Origin of the sequence: Microcoleus sp. PH2017_12_PCY_D_A, assembly GCF_020738565.1 — a bacterium.
Classification (GTDB): Bacteria; Cyanobacteriota; Cyanobacteriia; order Cyanobacteriales; family Microcoleaceae; genus Microcoleus.
In genome coordinates this window covers 1-24200 of record NZ_JAEQCI010000050.1, presented here as the reverse complement: position 1 = coordinate 24200, position 24200 = coordinate 1, and the positions used below count along the sequence as shown (strand labels likewise).

18 protein-coding genes are annotated in these 24200 nt (G+C 46.2%); 11 read left to right on the top strand and 7 right to left on the bottom strand.

What is annotated here, in order from left to right; translation table 11 throughout:
* Nucleotides 1-35: 35 nt before the first annotated feature.
* Nucleotides 36-2354, top strand: a complete 2319-nt coding sequence (locus JGK39_RS16175) for a tetratricopeptide repeat protein (RefSeq protein WP_293254819.1) — start codon at nucleotides 36-38, stop codon at nucleotides 2352-2354.
* Here the strand turns inward: JGK39_RS16175 and JGK39_RS16170 are convergent.
* On the bottom strand, nucleotides 2290-2670 hold the full coding sequence (locus JGK39_RS16170; protein WP_293302639.1) for a hypothetical protein: 381 nt from the start codon (nucleotides 2668-2670) through the stop codon (nucleotides 2290-2292). The genes JGK39_RS16175 and JGK39_RS16170 overlap by 65 nt on opposite strands.
* A gap of 26 nt (nucleotides 2671-2696) precedes the next feature.
* Between JGK39_RS16170 and JGK39_RS16165 the strand changes: the two genes are divergently transcribed.
* Together JGK39_RS16165 and JGK39_RS16160 are read left to right on the top strand one after the other, a co-directional pair.
* Nucleotides 2697-3989, top strand: coding sequence for an ATP-binding protein (locus JGK39_RS16165; protein ID WP_293254813.1), 1293 nt, complete (start codon nucleotides 2697-2699; stop codon nucleotides 3987-3989).
* A 424-nt stretch (nucleotides 3990-4413) separates the two neighbouring features.
* On the top strand, nucleotides 4414-9606 hold the full coding sequence (locus JGK39_RS16160; protein WP_293254810.1) for a PAS domain S-box protein: 5193 nt from the start codon (nucleotides 4414-4416) through the stop codon (nucleotides 9604-9606).
* A gap of 474 nt (nucleotides 9607-10080) precedes the next feature.
* Here JGK39_RS16160 and JGK39_RS16155 read toward each other — a convergent pair whose 3' ends face one another.
* Nucleotides 10081-10644, bottom strand: a complete 564-nt coding sequence (locus JGK39_RS16155) for a Uma2 family endonuclease (protein ID WP_293254807.1) — start codon at nucleotides 10642-10644, stop codon at nucleotides 10081-10083.
* 274 nt (nucleotides 10645-10918) lie between these two features.
* Here JGK39_RS16155 and JGK39_RS16150 point away from each other — a divergent pair, with 274 nt between their 5' ends.
* Nucleotides 10919-12286, top strand: coding sequence for a lipid-A-disaccharide synthase-related protein (locus tag JGK39_RS16150; RefSeq protein WP_293254804.1), 1368 nt, complete (start codon nucleotides 10919-10921; stop codon nucleotides 12284-12286).
* A gap of 167 nt (nucleotides 12287-12453) precedes the next feature.
* The gene (locus tag JGK39_RS16145; RefSeq protein WP_293296844.1) at nucleotides 12454-12588 is read left to right on the top strand and encodes a hypothetical protein; all 135 of its coding nucleotides are present in this window, start codon (nucleotides 12454-12456) and stop codon (nucleotides 12586-12588) included.
* Between the two features lie 225 nt (nucleotides 12589-12813).
* On the opposite strand, the gene JGK39_RS16140 is transcribed toward JGK39_RS16145, so the two are convergent.
* Nucleotides 12814-13563, bottom strand: a complete 750-nt coding sequence (locus tag JGK39_RS16140; RefSeq protein WP_293254801.1) for a 2-phosphosulfolactate phosphatase family protein — start codon at nucleotides 13561-13563, stop codon at nucleotides 12814-12816.
* Between the two features lie 66 nt (nucleotides 13564-13629).
* Between JGK39_RS16140 and JGK39_RS16135 the strand changes: the two genes are divergently transcribed.
* A complete protein-coding gene (locus JGK39_RS16135) occupies nucleotides 13630-14523 on the top strand; it encodes an EI24 domain-containing protein (protein WP_293254798.1) in 894 nt (297 codons plus the stop codon).
* A gap of 3 nt (nucleotides 14524-14526) precedes the next feature.
* On the opposite strand, the gene JGK39_RS16130 is transcribed toward JGK39_RS16135, so the two are convergent.
* Nucleotides 14527-14802, bottom strand: a complete 276-nt coding sequence (locus tag JGK39_RS16130) for a hypothetical protein (protein ID WP_293254795.1) — start codon at nucleotides 14800-14802, stop codon at nucleotides 14527-14529.
* Nucleotides 14803-15343: 541 nt separating this feature from the next.
* Here JGK39_RS16130 and JGK39_RS16125 point away from each other — a divergent pair.
* The 4 genes from JGK39_RS16125 (at nucleotide 15344) to JGK39_RS16110 (ending at nucleotide 20280) form a co-directional block, all read left to right on the top strand.
* Entirely contained in the window at nucleotides 15344-16855 is a 1512-nt protein-coding gene (locus tag JGK39_RS16125; RefSeq protein WP_293296842.1) for an MBOAT family O-acyltransferase, read from the top strand.
* A gap of 10 nt (nucleotides 16856-16865) precedes the next feature.
* Nucleotides 16866-17768: a hypothetical protein gene (locus JGK39_RS16120; RefSeq protein ID WP_293189695.1), complete on the top strand. Its 903-nt coding sequence runs from the start codon at nucleotides 16866-16868 to the stop codon at nucleotides 17766-17768.
* A gap of 216 nt (nucleotides 17769-17984) precedes the next feature.
* Entirely contained in the window at nucleotides 17985-18716 is a 732-nt protein-coding gene (locus JGK39_RS16115) for a hypothetical protein (protein WP_293189697.1), read from the top strand.
* Between the two features lie 646 nt (nucleotides 18717-19362).
* Complete coding sequence (locus tag JGK39_RS16110) at nucleotides 19363-20280, top strand: serine/threonine-protein kinase (RefSeq protein ID WP_293254783.1); 918 nt, start codon at nucleotides 19363-19365, stop codon at nucleotides 20278-20280.
* A 39-nt stretch (nucleotides 20281-20319) separates the two neighbouring features.
* Here JGK39_RS16110 and JGK39_RS16105 read toward each other — a convergent pair whose 3' ends face one another.
* The 3 genes from JGK39_RS16105 to JGK39_RS16095 form a co-directional block, all read right to left on the bottom strand.
* The gene (locus JGK39_RS16105; protein WP_293254780.1) at nucleotides 20320-20946 is read right to left on the bottom strand and encodes a DnaJ domain-containing protein; all 627 of its coding nucleotides are present in this window, start codon (nucleotides 20944-20946) and stop codon (nucleotides 20320-20322) included.
* Nucleotides 20947-21198: 252 nt separating this feature from the next.
* Nucleotides 21199-21792 (bottom strand): ATP-dependent Clp protease proteolytic subunit, encoded by a 594-nt coding sequence (locus tag JGK39_RS16100; protein WP_293254777.1) that lies wholly within the window; start codon nucleotides 21790-21792, stop codon nucleotides 21199-21201.
* Between the two features lie 309 nt (nucleotides 21793-22101).
* Nucleotides 22102-22761 (bottom strand): ATP-dependent Clp protease proteolytic subunit, encoded by a 660-nt coding sequence (locus JGK39_RS16095; RefSeq protein WP_293254774.1) that lies wholly within the window; start codon nucleotides 22759-22761, stop codon nucleotides 22102-22104.
* A gap of 72 nt (nucleotides 22762-22833) precedes the next feature.
* On the opposite strand from JGK39_RS16095, the gene JGK39_RS16090 reads away from it, so the two are divergent.
* Nucleotides 22834-24069 (top strand): VWA domain-containing protein, encoded by a 1236-nt coding sequence (locus JGK39_RS16090; protein WP_293254771.1) that lies wholly within the window; start codon nucleotides 22834-22836, stop codon nucleotides 24067-24069.
* The last annotated feature ends 131 nt before the right edge of the window (nucleotides 24070-24200 follow it).

Sequence of the window (24200 nt, the reverse complement as noted above, 5' to 3'; positions counted from 1 at the left end):
ACACAGGGAATTATTACTAAACAGGAACGCTTAAAGTGAATTCAGAAACAGCAGCGGTTGATTTGCAACAACAGGCAGAAATATATTTAGCTTTAGGGAAGTTCGATCGCACGATCGCACTTTGCCACCAAATTCTCGCATCCCACCCCGATTCCGCCGAGACTTGCAAAACCCTGGGAAAGGCGCTGCAAGCTCAGGGTAAGCTAGAAGACGCCCGGTATTGGTATAAAGTTGCGATCGCCCACAAACCGGATTTTGCCGAAGCTTTTGCTAACCTCGGCACACTCTGCGCCCGTTTGCAACAATGGCAAGAAGCGATCGACTGTTACCAAAAAGCGATCGCCCTGCAACCAGACTTTGCAGGATTTTACCGCAATTTGAGCCGCATATTTACCGAAGTCGGTCAAGCTGAGCCAGCAGCCGACTGTTGGTATCAAGCACTGATCGTGGAACCGATAGAAATACCCGAAGAATATCTCGATTTGGGCAATACTTTATTGGCACAAAACAAGCCACAAAAAGCTCTAGTTTGTTACCACCGCACTATTTATTTAAACTCTAGTTGTTGTGAAGCTTACACCAAATTAGCCGAAGCTGCTAGCGCGCTAAAACAGTGGGACGAAGCTATTGTTAACTACCGCAAAGCTATCAAGCTTCAACCGGATATTTCGGATTTTCATTACAAATTAGGCAATGTTTTGCAAGCCAAGGGACTCTGGCGCGAAGCCGAAGCTGCCTACCGCGAAAGTATTGAGCTGAATCCGAATTCTTTTTGGTCTTACTACAATTTAGGCAGCGTTCTGCTCGAATTAGAACAATGGCAAGAAGCTATTATTGTGTACCGCACGGCTGTGGCAATTAACCCAAATTTTTCTTGGTCTTACTACAGCATCGGCGAAGCTTGCGGCAAATTAGAAAAATGGTCGGAGTCCGCAGCAGCATACCAGCACGCTGTTGACTTAGACCCGAATTTTTCTGGTTCTTGTCACAAGTTGGGAGATGCGCTTTTTCAATTAGAAAAATGGTCGGAAGCGGCGACAGCTTACCAGCGGGCGATCGCCCTTAATTCCGAATTCTTTTGGTCTCATTATAATTTAGCATTAACTAAAGCTAAACTCCAGGATTGGTTGGCAGCAATCTTCGCCTACCAGCGGGCGATCGAACTCAATAGAGACTTTTCTTGGGCTTACCACAATTTAGGAGAACCGCTGTTAAAAACCGAGCAGTGGAAAGCAGCAGCTACTGCTTATCAGCGCGCTATTGAACTCAACCCCAATTTTTCTTGGTCTTATTACAATTTAGGCGATGCTTTGACTGAGATCCACAACTGGAACGAGGCTGTTTCTGCTTACCTTTGTGCGCTGCAAATTGAGCCAGAACTCCCCAACATTTACGCCAAGTTAGGCGATGCTCTCATCAAAAGAGTGCCGTCAGGTTTAGATCCGGCAACGAGTTACTATCACCACGAATTGCAGCCGCTGCACGCTCCTGAATTTTACTGCGAAACAGCCCAAAAGTTTGCCGAGAGCGATCGCCCCGACGCAGCTACAGTCTTGTACTTGATGGCGTTAGAAATTCGGCCGCAAGATGCCGCAATATCCGGGAAATTGGCGGAAATTTTGCAGAAAAATGACTCTACGGGCGATCGCACTATATTAGCAGAGTTGGAGAATGACGATATTCGCGATCGCTACATTGCCCGAGTCGTCAACAATCAGACTTTTGCAGAAGTCGGCGGCTTGTGGGGCACCGTCAACGAAAAAGTATCTGTAGCAAGCAAATACGGTGCAGTTTCTCTGACAATGATTGATGTCACGCCCGAATCCGCACACATTTGGCAAGATTTTCGCGATCGCATGGCAAGTTTAAATATTGCTAATTATAATTGTATCAGTCAAGATATAAATCACATTCAGCTTGCAGAAATTGGCCAGCCTTACGATGTAGTCCACTGTGCAGGAGTTTTGTACCATCACCCCCACCCTTTGCAAATTTTAATGAGCTTGCGTCAAATAACAGGGCAGTATTTAATCTTAACTTCAGCAATTACCCAAGAACTTATAGAAAACGAGCGGGGACGGTACGAAATTCCAGCTTCTGGGGTAATCTTCATTCCCGCTTTGGGCGAAGCAGAACGAGCTATCTTAACAGCTTACTGGCAGCAGTACACCTACGGCACACCAATTCTCGGAGTAATTGAAAAAGCAGTTTTTGAGATCGACAACTTTGGCCCTTGGTGGTGGCTGCCTACAGCTTCTGCTTTAGAATCTATGTGTAAAGTAGCTGGCTTTAAGGTTTTAGATAAAGGATTGACTTGGTACAACAATGCTCTGACTCTATTGCTGGGGGTTTAAGAATTGGTAAAAGAACAATCACAGCACGCTGCGCGCCAACAATAAAAAAATCAGTTTCTGAGTTGATTCCTAATTCTATTTCCCCAATATTCCTACTAATAACTGATTTCTTTCTGATTAGAAAATAAGATATAGCAACCCCCAAAACGGTTAGGAAGTTCTTAATTACTGCAACCATTGCCAAAAATTCCTTCTTCCTTCTTCCGACTTCCATCGGACTTCTTCCAACTTCCATCGGACTGAAATCCGTTACATCCATTACATCCCGTACACTGCTCGTTGCCCAACTTCTTCCTTCAACATCTGCTGCAAACATCTTTTGTAAAAACCGCAAAATAATCAATGAACAATCAGCAACCAGAGACGCCATTAGGAAACATTTTAGTAGTAGACGATACGCCAGAAAATCTGCGCCTGTTGTCTACGATGTTGACTCATCGGGGGTACGCACCCCGCTGCGTGATTAACGGGCAAATGGCCCTGAGAGCCTGCAATTCTAATCCGCCAGATTTGATTTTACTCGACATAATGATGCCGGAAATGAACGGTTACGAAGTCTGTCAGCACCTGAAATCTGAAGCGAAGACTCGCGAAATTCCGGTAATTTTTATCAGCGCTAAAGATGAAGTGTTCGACAAAGTAAACGCATTTGCTGTAGGAGCAGTTGACTACATCAGCAAGCCATTTCAGTTTGAAGAAGTGCTCGCCCGCATCGAAAGTCACCTGACGCTGCGGAATTTACAAAAGCAGCTAAAAGAACAAAATGTGCTGCTTCAAGAAGAAATTACCAGCCGCTTAGCCGTGGAAAAAAGTCTTTACGAAAAAAACCAGATTTTGCAACAAGAAATCAGCAACCGCCTCGCCGTTGAAAAAGCCCTGCAAGAGCAAAATTTGCTCCTCCAACAAGAGATATCGAACCGCCAGCGCGCTGAATCTGCCCTCTTAAAATCTAACCAAGAATTGGCGCGGTCGAATGCCGAACTAGAACAATTTGCTTATGTGGCTTCCCACGACTTGCAAGCGCCTTTAGCAACTATTGCCAGCTACGCTCAACTTTTAGAAAAACGCTACAAAGACCAACTCGACAGTCAAGCTATTAAGTTTATCAGCAATATCGTTCAGGGCTGCACGAGAATGCAAACTTTAATTGACGATTTGCTCGAATATTCGCGAGTTGGTCGCAGTCAGAAACCCTTTGAAGTGACAGATTGCAATCATGCAGTCCAGCAAGCAATTGCCAACCTGCAAGGGGCTATCCGCAACGATCGAGCAGTTGTTACCTACAGTGAATTGCCAGCGGTAATGGGAGATATTTCTCAACTCGTACAGCTTTTTCAAAATTTACTCGGCAATGCAATTAAATATCGCCAAGATGCACCGCCCGCCGTTCATATTACCGCTTGCAAACAAAAGGAAAACTGGTTGTTTTCTGTGTCGGATAATGGGATTGGGATTGCTCCACAGCATCAAGAACGCATCTTTCAAATTTTCCAGCGCTTGCACACTCAAAGAGAATATTCTGGGACAGGTATTGGTTTAGCAATTTGTCAAAAGATTGTGGAAGGTCACGGTGGATCTATGTGGGTGGAGTCGGAACCGGGTCAAGGTTCAACTTTTCACTTTACTCTCCCTTAATCGAGACATCTGGCACACACTTATAGCCTTTCTCAGTAACAGTGCGGCGCTCATAGGCCTGCGCCGGGCCTAGGCCTGCGCCGGGCCTAGGGCACAGGGCAAGCAGGCCTCCGTGGGCATACCTCACTTATTTGAGAAAGGCTATATGTAGAAACTAGATGGCAGGAGAAGCTGAATTAAATCTTATATTTTTAGGCAAAAGCTAGAAGGTAGAAGTTAAATTGCAAGTTAGAATAAAACATATTTCGCGTTGACAGCCGAGTCAGTTCGTGATATAATTTTAACTCTTAAACACAAGTTTTGTAGCGCTCCCTCACACTGCAATCCGATCGCCGATGTATGTTTAGGTGCAATTCGATAACTCCCCCGGCAATAAAAGATAAAATCCAAGTTAGCTTGACAAAAGTTTTAATTAATAAATATTATGAAAGCAGTTTTTAACTTAGCTGTACCTCCTACCTGCTTCAAGGTTCTGTTAGTAGAAGACAACCCTCTGGAAGCTGAGCTTATTGAAGATTTGCTGTCAGGAATTAGCGGCCGGCAGTGTATATTGCTGACGAAAGTAGAGCGCCTCAGCGAAGCGCAGCAGCGATTAAGTCAAGAAAGTTTTGACATAATTTTATTAGACCTTTCACTGCCAGACAGTCAGGGCATCGAGACGGTGGCTCGGGTACAAGAGTACGGGGTAAATGTGCCGATCGTAGTTTTGACCGGCCAAAACGACGAAGAGCTGGCGCTGCGGTTGATTTCGGTGGGCGTACAGGATTATTTAGTCAAAAGAAAAATCGACGGCGAACTGTTAATCCGATCGCTCCGTTACGCCATAGAACGCCAAAACACTCAAGATGCTTTGCGAAAAAGCGAAGAAAAATATCGCTCGGTGGTGGAAAATTCTCTGATCGGAATTGCCATCGCCGCTCCAATTATTGACCCCACAATTGGTGAAAATTGCCATTGGATAGAAGTTAACGATGCGCTGTGCAATTTGCTCGGCTACGAGGGCGACGAACTCCTGCAAAAGCATTCGCTGGAGTTGATTCATCCAGAGGATTTTGAGGCAAATTTTGAAAAATTGTCTCAGATGTTAGCAGGTAAAACCGACGGTTACATCTCAGATAAAAGGTGGTTTAGAAAAGATGGCGAAATAGTATACACGCGAGTTTCGCTGCGCTGCATCCGCGGCCGAGACGGGTCTATTGACCGGATGATCGAAGTAGTGTTGGACGTGAGCGATCGCTACCGCTACGAAGCCAAACTCAAAGCGTCAGAAGAATTTTTAAACCACACCATAAATGCTACGCCAGACCCAATTTTTGTTAAAGACGAGCAGCACCGCTGGATGATCTTAAATGATGCTGTTTGTCAGTTGGTCGGCAAATCGCGGGATGAACTGCTCGGTAAATCAGATTATGACTTTTTCCCCAAATCAGAGGCTGATGTTTTTTGGGCAAAAGATGAAGAAGTATTGACAACGGGTATGTCCTTGGAAACCGAAGAAATATTCACAGACACCGCAGGGAAAGAACACATCATCTCTACCAAAAAAAGCGTATTTAAAAGAGCAGACGGCAGTAAAGTAATAGTTGGGACAATCAGAGATTTCACCGAATACAGACGACAGCAAAGAGCTCTGGAACAAAGCGAAGCTCGATTTCAAAAATTGGTAGCTAACCTGCCCGGAGTAATTTATCAATTTCGCAGGTCAGCAACTGGAGAAACATCTTTTCCCTACGTCTCTTCTGGCAGCCGCGAACTTTACGAATTAGAGCCAGAAGCAATAGAGCAAAATTCGGAATTGATGTTCAGCGGAATTCACGGAGACGATCGCTTAGATTTAGAAGCATCGATCGCAATTTCAGCAGCTACCCTGGAACCTTGGCGGCAGCAGTGGCGGCAGATTTTGCCATCCGGAAAAGTTAAGTGGCTGCAAGGAGCATCGAGACCGGAAAGGCTCAATAATCAGAGCGAATCAGGGGGCGAAGGCGATATTCTCTGGGACGGTTTAGTGATGGATATCACTGAGTTAAAGCAGGCACAAACAGAGCGCGATCGCTTTTTTACGATTTCCTTAGACTTGCTTTGCATTGTCGGTTTCGACGGCTATTTTAAACGATTAAACCCGGCTTGGTCAACTGCCCTGGGCTACAGCAGCGCTGAACTTTTGGCCAAGCCGATGCTCGAATTTGTTCATCCAGACGATCGAGAAGCCACTCTAATCGAAGCCGAAAAGCTAATAAGTGGCACGCCCAGCATTTACTTTGAAAACCGCTGTCTCTGCAAAGATGGTTCTTGCAAATGGTTGCTGTGGACGGCATCGCCCTTTAGCGAAGAAGGTTTGATTTATGCAGTAGCTCGCGACATTACTTCTCGCAAAAAAGCTGAGTCGGAACTTCAGCGGCAAGCAGTAGCAATGGCCGCTGCTCATGACGGTATCGCCATTTTTAACGAACGTAAAGAATGTATTTATTCAAACGATGCTTATCTCAGAATGTACGGCTGGGCTGACCATAGCGAACTGCAAGACAAAACCTGGAAAATGCTCTACTCCCCCGCAGAAATTCAATATCTTGAACGAGAAGTAATGCCGCTCGTCCAGGAAACAGGGTATTGCAATATAGAGGGAACCGGTCAGCGTCGCGACGGTACTATGTTCCCTCAAGAATTGTCGCTGACAATGCTGGGAGGCGGCGAAATAATTGCCATTGTCCGCGATATCACAAAAAGAAAACAATCAGAATACGCACTGCAATTGAGTCAGCGCCGCTATCAGAATTTGGCAGAAGCATCGCCGGTTTGTATATTTGACAGCGATGGGTTTGGCAATTTTATTTATGTGAATCAGCGGTGGGTAGAAATGACGGGATTAAATTCAGAATTGGCAGCAGAAACTGGCTGGATGAATGCCCTACATCCCGATGATGCGGAGCGGGTGAAAAATGAATGGTATCGAGCAATTATTAACAAAATTCCTTTTAAATCAGAATACCGCTTTCTGCGTCCAGACGGTCGTGTAATTTGGGCGATCGGTCAAGCGATCGCCGAAATCGGAGACAAGCAGGAAATTAAAGGCTATATCGGCAGTATTACTGATATTAGCGATCGCAAACAAGCCGAATTAGATTTGCTGCGGGTGACTCAAGCCGTGGAAAGCACTAGCGATGCGATCGGCATTGCTGACTTGACAGGGCGATCGATCTACCACAATCAAGCCTTTATTCAGCGGTACGGCTACACAGCAGAAGAACTGAACGCAGCAGGGGGAGCAACGGCAATTTACCCGCAAACTCAAGTGCTGCTAGAAATGTTTAAAACTATCCGTAAAGGCAAATCTTGGCAAGGCGAACTCAAAATCCAAACTAAAAGCAACGAACTGGTAACAACTTTATTTCGCGCCGACTGCATTAAAGATGAAATTGGCAATTTAATCGGGCTAGTGGGAGTAATTACCGACATCACCGAACGCAAACAAGCCGAGATAGCGCTGTTGCAGCAATTAAGGCGAGAACGGCTGGTAGTTGCCATGCTCGATCGCATTCGCTCCTCCCTCAATTTAGAAGAAATCCTCACCGCTGCTGTCGAACAAGTGCGGCAATTTTTGCAAACAGACCGCACAGTTATTTACCGCTTTAATCCCGACTGGAGCGGCACTGTAGTTGTGGAATCCGTGGCAAAAAATCGAACTTCGCTGCGAGGTTTTAATAATTTAGATCCCTGTTTTAGAGATAAATTTGTTGCTATTTACCAGCAAGGCTGTATTCGAGCTATTGAAGATATTTACACGGAAAACCTCAGCGAATGCTACATTAATTGTCTCGAAGATTTTGAAGTTAAAGCTAACTTAGTAGTGCCGATTTTAAAAGTACGAGAAAGCATTTATCCTGCCCAATCCACCGCAGAAAATCAACTCTGGGGACTGCTGATCGCCCACGATTGCAGCGGCCCCCGTTCCTGGGATTCCTCAGAAATAGAATCGCTCCGGCAATTGTGCGTGCAATTGGCGATCGCGATCCAGCAATCGACGCTATTTCAACAAGCACAAACCGAAATAGCCGATCGAAAACTTGCCGAAGCAGCCCTACAATTAGCTAAAGAAGCCGCCGAAACCGCCAACCGCGCCAAAAGCGAATTTCTCGCCAACATGAGCCACGAACTCCGCACGCCTTTAAACGGGGTTTTAGGTTACGCTCAAATCCTCAAAGCCGACAAAGACTTAAGTTCCGATCAACAAGAAAGTCTCAGCAACATTCAACAGTGCGGTGAACACTTGCTGATGTTAATCAACGATGTTTTAGACCTTTCTAAAATCGAAGCTAGAAAAATGGAACTCTACCCGGAAGAGTTAAATTTTCTAAATTTCACGAAAAACATTGCTGACCTGTTTCAGATGCGCGCCAATCAAAAAGGAATCTGTTTCAATTACGAACAAGTATCGCCCCTGCCCACCTGCGTCCAAGTCGATCAAAAAAGATTGCGCCAAGTTCTGATAAATTTACTCAGCAATGCCGTTAAATTTACTAACAGGGGCGGAGTAACTTTCAAAGTCGGCTATGTCGGCACAGAGGCCTGGAGTCGAAGCCAAGGAGAAAATTACGAATTCTCGCTTTTGAGTTCCGAACTCAAAGAAAATTATATGCGGTTCTCCCACAATGCGATCGCAGCTAAACACGCTTTGAAAATCCGCTTTCAAGTCGAGGATACCGGGACAGGAATAGATAAAAGCAAGTTAGAAGAAATATTTTTGCCCTTCCACCAAGTAGGAGGCAATGCCTTTGTTGAAGGTACGGGTCTCGGACTCTCGATCAGCCAGAAATTAGCCAAACTGATGGACAGCGAAATTCGCGTCAACAGCACTTTCGGAAAAGGCAGCACTTTCTGGCTGGATTTAGAATTGCCGGCAGCCAAACGCTACTTAGAGGTGTCTCCTTTGCGGGAAAAACGCTGGCTGGTCGGTTTTGTGGGCAACAAGCGAAAAGTCCTCATCGTGGACGACAATCAACTAAATCGCGATTTGTTGTGCAGGATGCTGGGGCGTTTGGGATTTGAAGTTGCAGAGGCCGGTAACGGTCAAGAATGCCTCAACAAAGCAGTCGAATTTCAACCTGATGTGATTTTAATGGACTTGCAGATGCCTGTAATGGATGGCTTAGAAACTGCAAGGAGAGTGCGGCAGTTGCCGGAATTAAAAGATGTCGTTTTAATCGCTTTGTCAGCTAGCGTTTTCGAGTCGGCGCAGCAAGAAAGCATCCTTGCAGGGTGCGATGATTTTCTGCCCAAGCCGATAGAAGCAAATCACTTTTTGGAACAGTTGCGCGTGCATTTGGGACTAGAATGGATTTACGAGGAATCTTCGGAAAGCACAAAGCGGACAACTCCCAGTTTGTCACCATCTGATTTTCCTGCTTATTCTTCTCTGTTACCTGCGGCTGCTGAGTCGGCAGCAAAAATTTTGAAACTTGCGGCTATGGGCGACATTGAAGAAATTTTTGAGGAGAGTGCTAATCTCGAGAGTTTAGAACCTAAATTAATGCCGTTTGTCGCGAGGTTGCGCCAACTTGCTAAGGGATTTCAGCTCAAACAAATTCGGAATATTTTAAAGCAGTATATTGAGGGTAAGTAGTTATGGGGCATGGGGCATGGGGCATGGGGCATGGGGCATGGGGCATGGGGCATTGGGAATAGGGCATGGGGCATGGGGCATGGGGAAGAAGGCCTTCCCTGGGCATGGGGCATGGGGCATGGGGCATCGGGCATTGGGCATTGGGCATTGGGCATAGGGCATGGGGCATGGGGCATGGGGCATGGGGAAGAAGGCCTTCCCAGGGCCGAAAAGCATGGGGAAGAAGGCCTTCCCAGGGCCGAAAAGCATTGGGCATCAGCCTTCCCAGGGCCGAAAAGCATTAGGAATTTAGAAATTGGTAATTGTTAGCAATTAACTAATAACCGATGCCCTCTCTGCCCTGGGAAGGCCGATGCCCTATTCCCTATGCCCTATGCCCTATGCCCAATGCCCCATGCCCCATGCCCTATGCCCGTCGGGTACCTCATCTTTCGCTTGAAAGGCTATACTCTTCTACTCTAATATTGTGTTGTTTCAATCTAACAACCAACCAAATAATTCTCCTACTGTCAGTTGCAATTCCCTGGCAAAAGATGGCACGGGCAATAATTGTTCCGGTTCGTCAAACACCTCCGTTGATTGAGTTTGCCGATATACAAAAACCGATCGCTCCTGAGGATCGATTAACCAACCCATTTGAGTTCCGTGTTTGAGACAATGTAAAATATTTTTAGTAACTTTAGTTTGGTTTTGGTCGGGGGAGAGGATTTCAATTGTCCAATCCGGGGCGATCGCAAACACATTTGCCACACCACCATTTTCTTTGCGGGGAATTCGCTCCCAAGTGAATACAGTCACGTCGGGAACGATCGCTCGACCGCCAAAAATGCACCGCAGTTCTGGAAATGCTCGCGCCACCTTTTGAAGTTTGAGAGTAGCATTAGCAGCACTTGTGAACTCGCCTTGAATGACACTATGTTCTCCTTGAGGCCTGGGTTTTTGAATGATTTCACCGTCAATGTACTCGCTGGCTGGTTTGGTCTCTGACAACTTCAGAAACTCTTCGAGTGTCAGAGATTTTGGCAGGGTTTGTACCATCCGATTTTACCTCTAAAATAGGAGTTTCACCTGCTAGTTTACCAAAAAATTGCCCGACTCGCACGGGTCTACTTACTTCATTTTTTCCGCTATATAGTAGTTCTCAAAAAAGTGAGGTATGCCCGATGCCCGATGCCCAATGCTTTTCGGCCCTGGGAAGGCCGATGCCCTGGGAAGGCCTTCTTCCCCATGCCCCATGCCCCATGCCCCATGCCCCATGCCCGATGCCCTGTTTGCCCGATAATATGAGAGACAGTTTTTGAGAGAGTTGGGATTGAAATTACTTTGCCTCAGTAACGGCCACGGAGAAGATGCGATCGCCCTTCGCATCTTGCGAGAACTGCAACAGCAGCCACATCCCCCAGAAATAGCCGTGTTTCCGCTAGTGGGGGAAGGGCAAGCTTTCGCTCAACTAGAAAACGCCCGGATCGTCGGCCCGGTGCAGCGGATGCCTTCAGGCGGCTTTATTTACATGGATGGAAGGGAATTTTTGCGCGATGTCAAAGGCGGGTTGCTTCAGTTGACTCTAGCTCAGTTTAAAGCTATCCGCGCTTGGGTGCGATCGCCACAACAGTCGGGAAATCACAACGCGGCGATCTTAGCTTGCGGGGATATTGTACCGCTGCTGTTTGCTTGGCTGAGCGGCGCGCCCTATGCCTTTGTCGGTACAGCCAAGTCCGAGTATCACGTGCGGGACGAGCAGGGGCCTCTGGCTGGCAAATCCCGCCCGTGGGCTTGGAAGATTTGGTCGCGATCGGTTTATTTCCCTTGGGAGCGCTGGTTGATGACGAGAAAGCTCTGTAAAGCCGTTTTTGTCCGGGACGCCCTCACCGCCGAGACTTTAGAAAAGCTGGGAATTCCCGCCTGCAATCTCGGCAATCCGATGATGGACGGACTCGAACCGGAAAATCCCGCCCGTTTTTACGGCTCTGATGCAGAGTTTCGGGAAAGGTCGCGATCGCTCGTCATCACCTTACTGCCCGGTTCCCGAGCGCCGGAAGCCTATGCTAATTGGCTGCTAATAGTAGAGGCTGTAGCCGGAATTTTGTCTCTGTTTGGCGATCGCAAATTGTTATTTTTCGGAGCCATTTCTCCGGAGTTAAACTTAGAAGCTTTGCGACCTAGTTTAGAATTTTTCGGCTGGCGTCAAGACGGCGAAACTCGAACCCAGCGACGAGAAGGAAGTATTTTGCGACCTCCTGTTTCTAACGCTCAAGAAATTAGGAAAGAATCTCCTAATTTGCTACTGCCCTTGACTTTTGTGCAGAGAAAAGCCACGATGATTTTAACTCAGCAAAGTTTTAACGATTGTTTGTACCAAGCCGATTTAGCGATCGCAATGGCCGGAACCGCTACAGAACAATTTGTCGGTTTAGGAAAACCGGCGATCGCCATTCCCGGAAACGGCCCGCAATTTACTCCCGCCTTTGCAGAAGCTCAAAGTCGCCTGTTAGGCCCCTCATTAATTTTAGTCAAACATCCCGCCGAAGTTGCCGGCACCATCCAGTCTTTGCTTCGCGACCCCGACAGGTTGCAGCTAATCGCTGAAAATGGCTGGCGCCGCATGGGAGAAGGCGGTGCATCAGCCCGAATTGCCGAGTGTTTAATTCAGCGGTTCGGCGGTGAATCCAGCAATTCTTAATTGCCTGCAATACATTAACGACGCAACAATGTTGTGATCCTATCCTACCCAATTATTTTTAATTCTACTTTCTTTGAAAAAGATATTGTTCGCTAACTACTAACTTTCGTAGGGTGCGCAATGCGCACCTTACTGTTCGCTAACTACTAACTTTCGTAGGGTGCGCAATGCGCACCTTACTAATATCAAATTGGGTTCGGAATGATAGCGATCGCCAGCGGGGACAGCACTGCATGATACCGATCGCCAGCGGAATGATACCGATCGCGAGCGGGGACAGCACTAGACTTGTCGGAAAATGATTAGACCTCTTGCAAAAGTCCTTTCAATCAAATTTTGGAACCGGCTCTCCGGCCCGTTCCACAAGAAAAAAAATTTTGTAGAATGGGCCGGAGAGCCCGTTCTACCTATTTTTGCAAGAGGTCTATTATTCTGATGCCAGGTGTTCTTCGGCACATCTACCAATACTGCACTCGCAGACAATTTCAATTCACCATTTTTTCCGAAGATGCAGCCTAGAAATCAGCCTAAGAAATTTTAAAATCCGACTTCACCAAAACACCGGGTTCTCGCTGCATGGGAAGCACATCTAAAGTATCCAATTCAGCGCAATATTTTAAATCTTCAATCACACCTAAACGGAGGAGGCGCTGGCCGTGACTCGCTTTTTCCAACAATTCGTGCAGCCGATCTTGCCAGTGCAAATAAAGAGCGATCGCCCCAAACACTTCATCGTTACCAGCAAAATCGATCGCAGGAATACCGCTTTCTGCTAACAGACTTTGGGCGATCGCACCAGCACACACCGTATCCTCCAACGAATAACTCCCTTCCCAACCAGAACCCACAATCCAAATACTTTCCGGCTTTTTGCTTAACAGAAACTGCACCACAGATTTGCGGTTAATCAAAGCCGCCGTCAACACCGTTGCAGCATCTTGCACTCGCTGCAAAGCCCGAGTACCGTTAGTTGTACTGATAAAAATTCGCTTTCCACTCACCTTTTCTGGCCCGCAGTCCAACGGCGAATTCCCCATGTCAAAACCGTCAACTTTCGCGCCACCGCGCTCTCCGGCGCGAATCCGCTGGTCTCCAGGCCATTTTTCGCTGCTTGCCATCAGCTTATCTAAGTCGCTGAAAACTTGCACAGCTTCCGCCCCATTATTCAGGGCCGTTGCCATTGTCGTAGTCGCCCGCAGCACATCAACTGCGATCGCGCAAGCCGGCATCTTGTCTGCTGGCGTAAGTTCCGGGGTATGGTAAATAAAAAGCTTCACTTTTGGGCAACCTGCAATAAATCCTCATACGTAATAATAATAGAAAGTGGCACTCTCACCCCTAATATGTCAAAACAGCTCAATTCAAATCCCGCCCGCGCAGTCATTACCGCGCCCCTTGGACTCCTCGCAGGTTTCACCTATCCTTTGCGAGCTTTCACATTGATTTGGCAAACTCCCAAGCTGTGGACTTATGTATTAATTCCCGTCGTCCTAAATTTTTTAATTGGTATCGGTCTTTATTTAAGCTTGCTATTTCCCAGTTTGGCAGGCATAGACGTTTTAGTTGCCGATTTATCCGTCCGATTTAATGATTTAATTGCAAGTTTGCCAGCTTGGCTGAGCTTTCTCGGCGGGTTGACAATCGGTTTCGGCTGGCTGCTGCGCGTACTTTTAGTTTCAGGACTTTTGTTAATAATCGGGTTTTTGTTAGTCCAGTTTGGCGTGATTTTAGGTTCGCCCTGGTACGGCAAATTATCCGAACAATTGGAACTTCTGCGGAACGGTCAATTGCCCGCAGAAGCACCAATGAACTTGGCGAGTAGTTTTCGGGATCTACAAATGGCGATCGCCTTTGAACTCCGAAAACTACAACTTTTGTTCAGCATCGGCATACCGCTCCTGCTGCTGAATTTTATCCCCGGCCCAGGCTCTATTCTTAGCAGTTTAGGAGGCGTAGCTTTGGGCGCTACTATTGTCTGTTTGGACTTTTTAAATGCACCTTTGGAGCGGCGGAAGCTACCTTTTCAGGAGAAATTTGAGATAATTCGGGCGACTTTGCCGGCTAGCGGGAGTTTTGGTTTGGTTTGTTTGGGTTTGGTGAGCATTCCCCTGTTGAATCTGTTGGCGATTCCACTGTGTATGACGGCGGGGACTTTGTTTTTTTGCGATCGCATTTGGCCCGCCCGCTTCGCCCCACAAGAAACCAACAGCCCGACAGAATCTAACATTACAACTTAACAACTAGGGAGAAGCTTCTACTTTCTGCCGAATGCCTTCTACCTTCCGCTGACTCTGGGAGTTAAAACTCAGAAACGGGCTTAAAAATATCCAACTAACGAAAAAGAAGGAAGCTGTAAATAGCTGCACAATATCGATCGCGGACAGATATCCGTCAGACAATAGTGCAATGCTTCTATCTGTCAGCCCGAATATCCAAGAGAGAATCCCAAACAGCCCAATGCCTTTTTGGAGCATTGGCAAAAATGCTGAAACTTCGGAGTTTTGCTGCTTGTTCATTGATTTAGCCCTTGTTTGCGAAGAATCTGGTTAACCGGGCACCCCAAGGGCTTAAGGATTTTTGGTGTCTCCTCGGATTCCCTTTGTTATCTATATGTTAAGAAATGTTTCCCGATCTTGCAACTCGCCCCGGGAGGTATTTCCGCATCTATCTCAGGAGGTAGTCGCAGCGCGAAAAACAAGTAAAATTTGCTACACTTGGTCAGGAAGGGCGATCGACCTCTCACCACGAGTCCGCTCTTGGCATTAGTGCCACTCCTTGATATAGTGAGTGATAACATTTTCGATTTTCGATTTTCGCATAGAATATCAAAAAATTAGAAATAGCTTATTTTATATGGGTTTGAAGCTTGCCAACAGTTGCATTATTTTATGAAAATGGTGTCACAACTTAGGTGAAAAACTCTCGGACGCAGAAACTGGGTTTTTTCACAAAAATCCCACCTGACAACGCGAGGGATATCGATTGAAAAACCGATGAAAAACCAAGGTATGAACCCCCCTGCGAGTCAGTCCTATCGAAGACCGAAATCAAAAGAATATGTTATTTAACAGTATTGAATTTCTCGTATTTTTTGCAATTGTTTTCACCATATATTATTTGCCTCCCTTGCAAAAACTGCAAGTTCCCATCCTCATAATTGCCAGCTTCATATTTTACAGTTGGAACGCTCCCGCACTGCTATCGATCCTGCTCCTGTCAATTGCGATCAACGCTACAGCCAGCTTTCAAGTTGCCAGAATTTCCGACAATAAACAGCGTTTCTTTTGGGCTTTATTAGGAGTTGTTCTGAATGTCTTAATTTTGAGCTTATTTAAATACGCCGGTTTGCTCACTAACTTTGTTGCAGATGTTTTTAACATTGCTCGAACCGAAGGCAGCATAGCTTATTTATTCTTAAAATTACCACTGCCAATCGGTATTTCTTTCTACACCTTTGAAGGCATAAGTTTAGTCGTAGACGTACTGAGTCAAAAAGACAAAAGCGAAAGCGAAACAGAATCCCACGCTTACGTCTCGCCCAACTTCAGCCAACACCTGCTCAATACTTCATTCTTTATTAGCTTTTTCCCCAACTTACTCTCAGGCCCTATTTTAAAATCCAAGACATTCTATCCCCAGATTGAGCCTAAATATTTAAAAGACATTTCTTTCAATTTCATTTTTCGATCGCTTACAGTCGGCTACTTTCTAAAAATGGTCGTCGCCGACAACTTAAAAGACTATACCTTCTGGATCAGCTTTCCCTACTACCAAGGATTTGGAACTATTACCAACCTGACGCTGCTGTTCGGCTACTCAATCCAAATCTTTGCCGATTTTGCCGGTTACTCCTTAATTGCGATCGGTTTAGCAGCGGCTTTGGGCTACGCAATTCCCGACAACTTCAACTTTCCCTACATCTCCCGTTCCCTCTCCGAATTCTGGAGAAGGTGGCACATTTCCCTATCAACTTGGCTCAGAGATTATCTATACTTTCCCCTAGGAGGAAACCGTAAAGGAAAAATCAGAACTTATCTTAACTTAATGACAGTAATGACTTTAGGCGGATTGTGGCACGGTGCTGCTTGGAGTTATGCAGTTTGGGGCATTTATCACGGATTTGGTTTAGCAGTAGAACGCTTTTTTGGGTTCGACAAATCCAAAAATAAATCCCCAGAACCCAATTCAGCAGAAACCAAACCAATCTGGCAGCAATTATTATTTGACAGCGTTAGCGTTGTAGGAATTTTCTCTTTTGTTTCCTTCGGATGGCTGCTTTTCAAACTCCCACGATTTGAAGAAGCAGTTGACTTCGTAGTTACTTTAGTTCGCAACTATAAAGTCAAGCCTGGTTGGACTCACATTATTCCGACGCTAACTTTTTCCCTACCAGTAGTAATTTATCACATTCCTCATTTTCCCACTTGGCAAAATCTGATGAAACATGATTCACTTAAAAAAAATCAAAAATTCTGGAGTATTTATCAAGATGTAGCTTTAGGAATTATGCTAGCAATGATATTCCTCAACAGTGGCAGCTCGAAACAATTTATTTATTTCCAATTCTAGAAGGTGTTCAATGTTTATAAAATACAAGTTGCGATCTATTCTGCGCCCGGTACTAATTTTCCTGTTTGTAATAAGTTTTTATCAAGTTCTCGTCAGTGGCGGAGTGTTGCCAGCTTCTGACGGAGTTAGCCTGATTCAAAATAATATTGTCAAAGCTCAAAGGTATGTATATGATGATTCCGATCTGAAAATTGTCATGGTGGGTAGTTCTCTATCTGCCAACCTTCATGTTACAGACATTGGAAAGGGCGTAAAGAGCATAGCTTTGGGGGGAGGATCGAGCCAGACGGGTTTAGAAATAGTTAAAAAAAGTAATAGCAACCCTCCGATTATTTTGGTAGAAATTAACGATACTATTAGTCGCACAATAGATAGGGATTTAGTTGAATCTTTGTACAATCCTGTTTTTTATTGGATGCGCCAGTATTTGCCAATACTGAGAGAAGAATATCGTCCAGTTAGTATTTTTATACATTCGTTAAAACAACGCTCTAAACAAAATCAAAAAGCAACAAAAGAGGCACTAGATAGCGGAGAGGCTCGCAATCTTACTCCGGAATTATCGCAAAAAGCTATCCAAACAACAGTTGACATTCAAAGCCAACCTTTGTCTAAAAAAGATGCAGAAGATATCAAAAAAGAAGCTGCTGTAATTAGAGCTCAAATCGCTGAAATCAATAAAAATAGCGGGGCAAAAATAATTTTATTTGACATTCCTCAAGAGTCGCGAGTTGACGCTGCAATCAGGAGAAAACAAGTCCGAGAATTGACTAAAAAGCTGTTTCCGTCCGATCGCTTTGAGTGGTTGCCCCCCCCGCCCCCGCGAGAATGGCGCACCAATGACGGCATTCACTTGATCCGCAGCGATGCTAGGGATTTTGCCAAGTTTTTGAGTCATAAATTGTTGGGCTAGTCAGGGCGGGGACTCTTGGCATGGCCCCTCCAAAGGAAAGGTTGTCATTCTATTTGAAGTATGTCATACTACAAATGTCTGTGATGTCAGCTTAAAAATCGTAAGGTTTGCAGTCAGGACTTCAGTCCTCAAAGCCCTAAAAGCCACACGAGAAAGAGTTTGACGATCGCCCTGCAACCATACTCGACGTGACTTCAGCATCAATAATTTAGAACTATGGCACGATTAAATCAGATTATCGCGATCGAGAAAGGCATCAAAAGCCGATCGATCCAAGAACTAGCAGAAGCCCAAAAAGCCCTCCAGAAGCCCGCCGTGCTTTCGGGAATCTCCCGCACGTACCGCCCCAAAGACGAAGAAGGCGAACAACTGCCGCCCGAGTCCAAAAAAGTCGAAGTCAAAGCCGAAGAGATTATCCGCAAAACAACAGAAGTTTTGACCAAACTCTTCGACGTAACCGCAACCAAAGACTGGACAAATTGCAGAGCCCGTGCCGACGTAACTGTAGACGGAAACGTGCTTTTGAGCCAAGTGCCAGTCAGCTATTTACTATTCATTGAAAAGCAACTGTCAGAGTTGCAAGCATTTATCAAAAAACTTCCTGTTTTAGATGCTTCCGAGACTTGGAACTTTGATGCTTCAGCCGACTGTTGGGCAACAGAACCGGTGCAAACTCTCAAGACTTTTAAAACTCCCCGCAATCACGTTAAAGCTGAAGCTACGGAACACCATCCGGCTCAAGTGGATGTCTATTACGAAGATATTACGATCGGCTACTGGCGCACTGTCAAGTTTTCTGGAGCTTTACCAGCGCAGCGGATCAATGAGTTGCTGCAAAGGGTGGAAATATTGCAGAAAGCTGTGATGTTTTCCCGCGAAGAAGCTAACAATTCTGAAGTTGAAGAACAGAGAGTAGGAGAGCGAATTTTTCAATTTATTTTCCGCTAATAGCTTGCTTTTTTGATAGTTATGGTTTAAGATATAAACAGAGTACAAGTTCAATCTCAAACTTCAACTTAAACCGTACAACTGTGACAGTACAGGTTCGACTCCTGTCCCTTCAACCTAATAATGAGGGGTAGCCCAAATTGGCAGAGGCAGCGTTGCGTACAAATTCAATAGCAAGTTATTACTCTAAACTCAGCATTCACCGCCGATCGCCAAAACGAATGTCAGGAACAATCAGGTCATCGAGGTTGCTGGTTCAATTCCAGCCTCCCCAACCAAACACTGGGGAGTAGCTCAATCGGTAGAGCGCGATGATATTAATCTTAAATCCTTGACTTAAATGTGGTAGCGTGTGCAAATGGGCGGTAAATAGAAACCCAGTAACAAGGTCAGAGTTACTGGGTTTTATGTTATTTTATCAATCAAAGCGATACGCTTTACCAAAAAAGAATGCCCGAGCAAGCTCTCAACCCATAAAGTATCACTCATTTCGTAGTGCGGACTTCAGTCCGCTCCCAGGCTGCGGACTGAAGTCCGCACTACAAACAAAAACGGTTCGTAGTGCGGACTTCAGTCCGCTTTTATGCTGCGGACTGAAGTCCGCACTACAAACCTTACTTATTGTGGTCAATCCACGGGACATGATATGATTTACTGCATCAACCCTCAATGCGAACAACGCGAAAATCCTGCTGCTGCTCAAAGTTGTCAGGCTTGCGGTACGGCTTTACTAATTGCCGATCGCTACCGCATCATTAAACCAGTGCGATCGCCCAATCCCGCACGCCCCACAGACATCTTGGAAGTCCAAGATTGGGGAACCGGGGACAACGAATGGGGAACACTCAAAGTGTTAAAAGTCTTGAAGCACACACACAATCCCGATTTACTTCGTTTGTTCCAACAAGAAGCGCGGGTATTGATTTGGCTAGGAGGAAAAGGCAGAGTTCCCCAAGTCGAACCAGATGGTTATTTCCAAATCAAACTCCCCCATAACTCCCAGAAATTGTCTTGTTTGGTGATGGAAAAAATCGACGGAGAAAACTTGACCCAATTCTTAACTAAAAACCAGCAGGTTTCTCAAACCCTAGCTATCGATTGGCTGCAACAAATGCTCCATATTTTGCAGGCAATTCACAAATATCATTTAGTGCATCGGGATATTAAGCCATCCAATCTGATGCTTGAAGCCACTGGAAAATTGCGATTAATTGACTTCGGCTGCGCCACAGAAGCAGACACCGATACCGCACCCATCGGTTCTGCTGGATACTCCGCGCCGGAACAAATTGCAGGGAAACCAGAAGCGCGATCGGACTTTTTTGCCCTGGGACGTACTTTTGTGCATTTATTGACAGGTCTACCGCCGATCGACTTTCCCGTCAATCCAGCAACTGGTAAGATTAACTGGAGGAACCAGGCTTTAGATGTTGACCAGTCCTTCGTAGACTCGATCGACTCATTGATGGAACCGCTACCCGAAAACCGACCGGAAAACACCCAAATCATTTTAGAAAAACTCAAAAATATAGACCTTTTGATTACCTCTACAGAATCGAACTAATAATTCCCAATGCCCGATTCCCGATTCCCGATTCCCGAATCAATAAATCTCTTCCAACCGGCGAAAATCACGCTCAACTTCCGCCCACAAAGCCCGATTGTGAGGGTCAGTTTTCACCGCCTTTTTCAAATAAATTCTCGCCTTGTCAACCTGCTTTTCTCCGATCAAATGCCGTCCCCAACGCTGATAGGCGATCGCCTGCCACTGTCGCACCTCCCGATCTTCGGGCATCCGCTGGGCCAAACCCTCAATTAGGGCGATCGCCCGTGGAAACCTCTGATATTTCAGCAACTGTTGCAGTTCATAATAAGCATCTTTTTTTAACTTTTCTTCCGCCGCCGACAGATCCTGCTTATCTTCAGTGGGTTGCTGTTTCCGAGTTACCTTAACTGCCTGCGGTTGAGCTTTCACCGCCTCCGCTGGCGCTGTCGCAGCAGGCGGCACATTTGAATTGGCAGCTTTCGACTCCGCAACATCGGCGGGCGCAATATTCACCAGAAACTTATAAGCCTCAGTAATAGCAATAAACTTATTCTTAGCCTGTTCGTTTCCCGGATTCACATCGGGGTGATACTGTCTGGCTAACTTTCGGTAAGAGGCCTTAACTTGCGATAAAGTGGCACCAGACCTTAGTCCTAACTGTCGGTAATAATCTGCAATATCCATTTAGCATGAATCAAGTTTTCTAATACCATTAAATATGGCAGAATCCTTAAATGTAAAGATTCTGCCAAAATTTACCGCGAAATATGGTAGTGCGAGGGTTGCCCGCACTACTACACTATCAAAACCACTTACCAGAAAGAATTGGTTTAAAGCCTCTCCCTTAAGCGGGAGAAATTAAAACAAGACTATTCATTACTCAAATCCTCGGACTTGCAGGTCAACTGTCAACTGTCAACTGTCAACTGTCAACTGTCAAGGACGATCTTCGACTACTCTGTCGATCAAGCCGTATTCTTTGGCTTCCTCGGCGGACATGAAATAGTCGCGATCCATGTCTTTCTCGATTTTCTCGATCGGCTTCCCGGTATTTTTAGCATAGATACCGTTGAGTTGGTGGCGCAGTCGCAAAATCTCCCTAGCCTCAATCTGAATATCCGTTGCTTGTCCCCGCGCGCCCCCAGAAGGCTGGTGAATCATGATCCGCGAGTGAGGCAAAGCTAACCGTTTGCCCTTGGTACCCGCAGCTAGCAGGAAAGAACCCATCGAAGCAGCCAAGCCCACACAAATCGTCACCACGTCCGATTTAATGTGCTGCATAGTATCAAAAATAGCCATGCCTGCCGACACCATCCCGCCGGGGGAATTGATGTACAAAATAATATCTTTGCCCGCATCTTCCGAATCCAGATACAGCATCACCGCGATGATTTGATTGGCAATTTCATCGTCAATGTCCCTGCCCAAGAAAATAATTCGTTCCCGGTAAAGGCGATCGTAGATATTAATCCACTGAGTATCATAACCACCAGGCATTTTGTAGGGAACTTTTGGCACACCTATAGGCATAATTCGGAACTCCGTTTAGTTAGTAATTGGTAATCGGGCATTGGGCATTGGGAATGGGGCATTGGGAATGGGGGATCGGGCATCGGCCAAACAGGTAATTGGTCAAACAGGTAATTGGTCAAACAGGTAATTGGTCATTGTTAGTCATTAAAAGACTATTGAATAACTAATCAGGGTAAAAACTACTAGCCATTAACCCTTAATTACTACTCATGTCCAATTCCCCATCCCTCCGCAACGCGCGGGGCCCTATGCCCTATGCCCTATGCCCTATGCCCAATTCCCCATTCCCAATTCCCCATTCCCAAATTAGATAACTCCCGCCGCCAGCGGTTTCGGCAATTCTTCCGAACTTTCAAGAACGCGATCGATCAAACCGTATTCTTTAGCTTCCTGGGGCGTCATGTACAGCAACCGATCCATATCTTTAGTAATTTTGTCGATCGGCTGGCCTGTACAGCTTGCCAAAATATCCAGCATCGTCGCCTTATTTGCCAGCACTTCCTTCGCCCGAATTTGAATGTCGCTGGCTTGACCCCGCGTATAAGCTTTGGGTTGGTGCAACACGATCGAAGCGTGGGGCAAACTCGCCCGAAAGCCCTTTGTACCGGCCGCTAACAGCATCGCAGCCATGCCCATTGCCGAACCGAGACAAATAGTCTGCACGGGCGGCTTAATGTACCTGATCGTGTCGCAGATAGCAAAAGCTTCCGTTTCAAAGCCGACGGGTTCCCCGCTGTAACCAGAAGTGCCTGTCGAGTTGATGTAGATTTTGATCGGCTTATCCGGATCTTCGTACTGCAAGAACAACAGTTCAGCGATAATCAGTTCTGTTACCGCAGGCACCAGAGGCATACCCAGATAAACGATCCGCTCCTTCAGCAACAGGGATGGCAAATCGGGAGGCGGCGTCCGAGAGTTGCCTTCCCCGTAATATTGCGATTGCACAGCTTTAATTGGTGTGTTCATAAACCGAAATGTTGCCTGAACTGATGGAGCTATTCTTATAAGAAATACTAGCGCAATCTTTAGGTATCCCGCATGAAAGTTAGTTTGCTCCCGGTCTTGAACGACCCCAACCTTGATGCTGCTGCGCCCTCAACCCAGCGCCAGCTAGCCGTTTCAGTGTCGGCGACGGCAAGCGCGATCGACGAGAGCGTACCCTTAAACCTGTGCCTGATTCTCGACCACAGCGGCTCGATGGGCGGGCGCCCCTTGGAAACCGTCAAACAAGCCGCCGGACGCTTGCTGGACAGGTTGAAGCCCGGGGATCGCTTTTGTGCGGTGGCTTTTGACCACAAAGCCAAAGTCCTCGTCCCCAATCAAGTTGTAGGAGATCCCGCCAGCATCAAACGGCAAATCGAGCAATTGCGCCCCGCCGGCGGCACAGCAATTGATGAGGGGATTAAGTTAGGTATTGAAGAGTTGGGGAAAGGTAAAAAAGAAGCAATATCTCAGGCGTTTCTGCTAACTGACGGCGAAAATGAACACGGCGACAACAATCGCTGTTTAAAGTTGGCGAAACTAGCCGCCGAGTATAACATGACTTTAAATTCTCTGGGATTTGGGGATAACTGGAACCAGGATATTTTGGAAAAGATTGCTGATGCTGGCGGCGGTGCTTTGGCTCACATTCAGCGGCCGGAAGATGCGGTTGATGAGTTTGGCAAGCTGTTTACTCGCATCCAAGGTGTAGGTTTGACTAATGCTTATTTGCTATTTTCGCTGATGCCAAAAGTGCGGTTAGCCGAACTAAAACCGATCGCCCAAGTTGCCCCAGACACGATCGAATTACCGGTGCAGCAAGAGGGCGATCGCTTTATGGTGCGCCTGGGAGATTTAATGAAGGATGTAGAGCGAGTAGTTTTGGCTAATATTTATATTGGACAGTTGCCGGAAGGTACGCAGGCGATCGGGCAATTGCAAATTCGCTACGACGATCCGACAGTCGGTTCAAGTTTGCTTTCCGATCCTGTTGCTGTTTCGGCTAATGTCCAGAAAGTTTATCAGCCGGCACTCGATCCGATGGTGCAGCAGCACATTTTAGCTTTGGCTAAGTACCGCCAAACTCAACTCGCAGAAACTAGGTTACAACAGGGCGATCGCGCGGGTGCCGCCACGATGCTGCAAACTGCCGCTAAAACTGCTCTGCAAATGGGCGATAAAAGTGCCGCAACTGTGCTGCAAAGCTCTGCTACTCGCTTGCAGTCGGGTGCAGAATTGACGGAAGCCGATCGCAAGAAAACTCGCATTGCTTCTAAAACTGTTCTTAAGTAATATGATTTTCGCTTAATTGCGATCGGCAGCATTGTTCGTAGTAAGGACTTTAGTCCTAATTGACTAAAAACCTGAGAAAGGACTGAAGTCCTTACTACGAACCGGTTTATAATGTTCGTAGTAAGGACTTT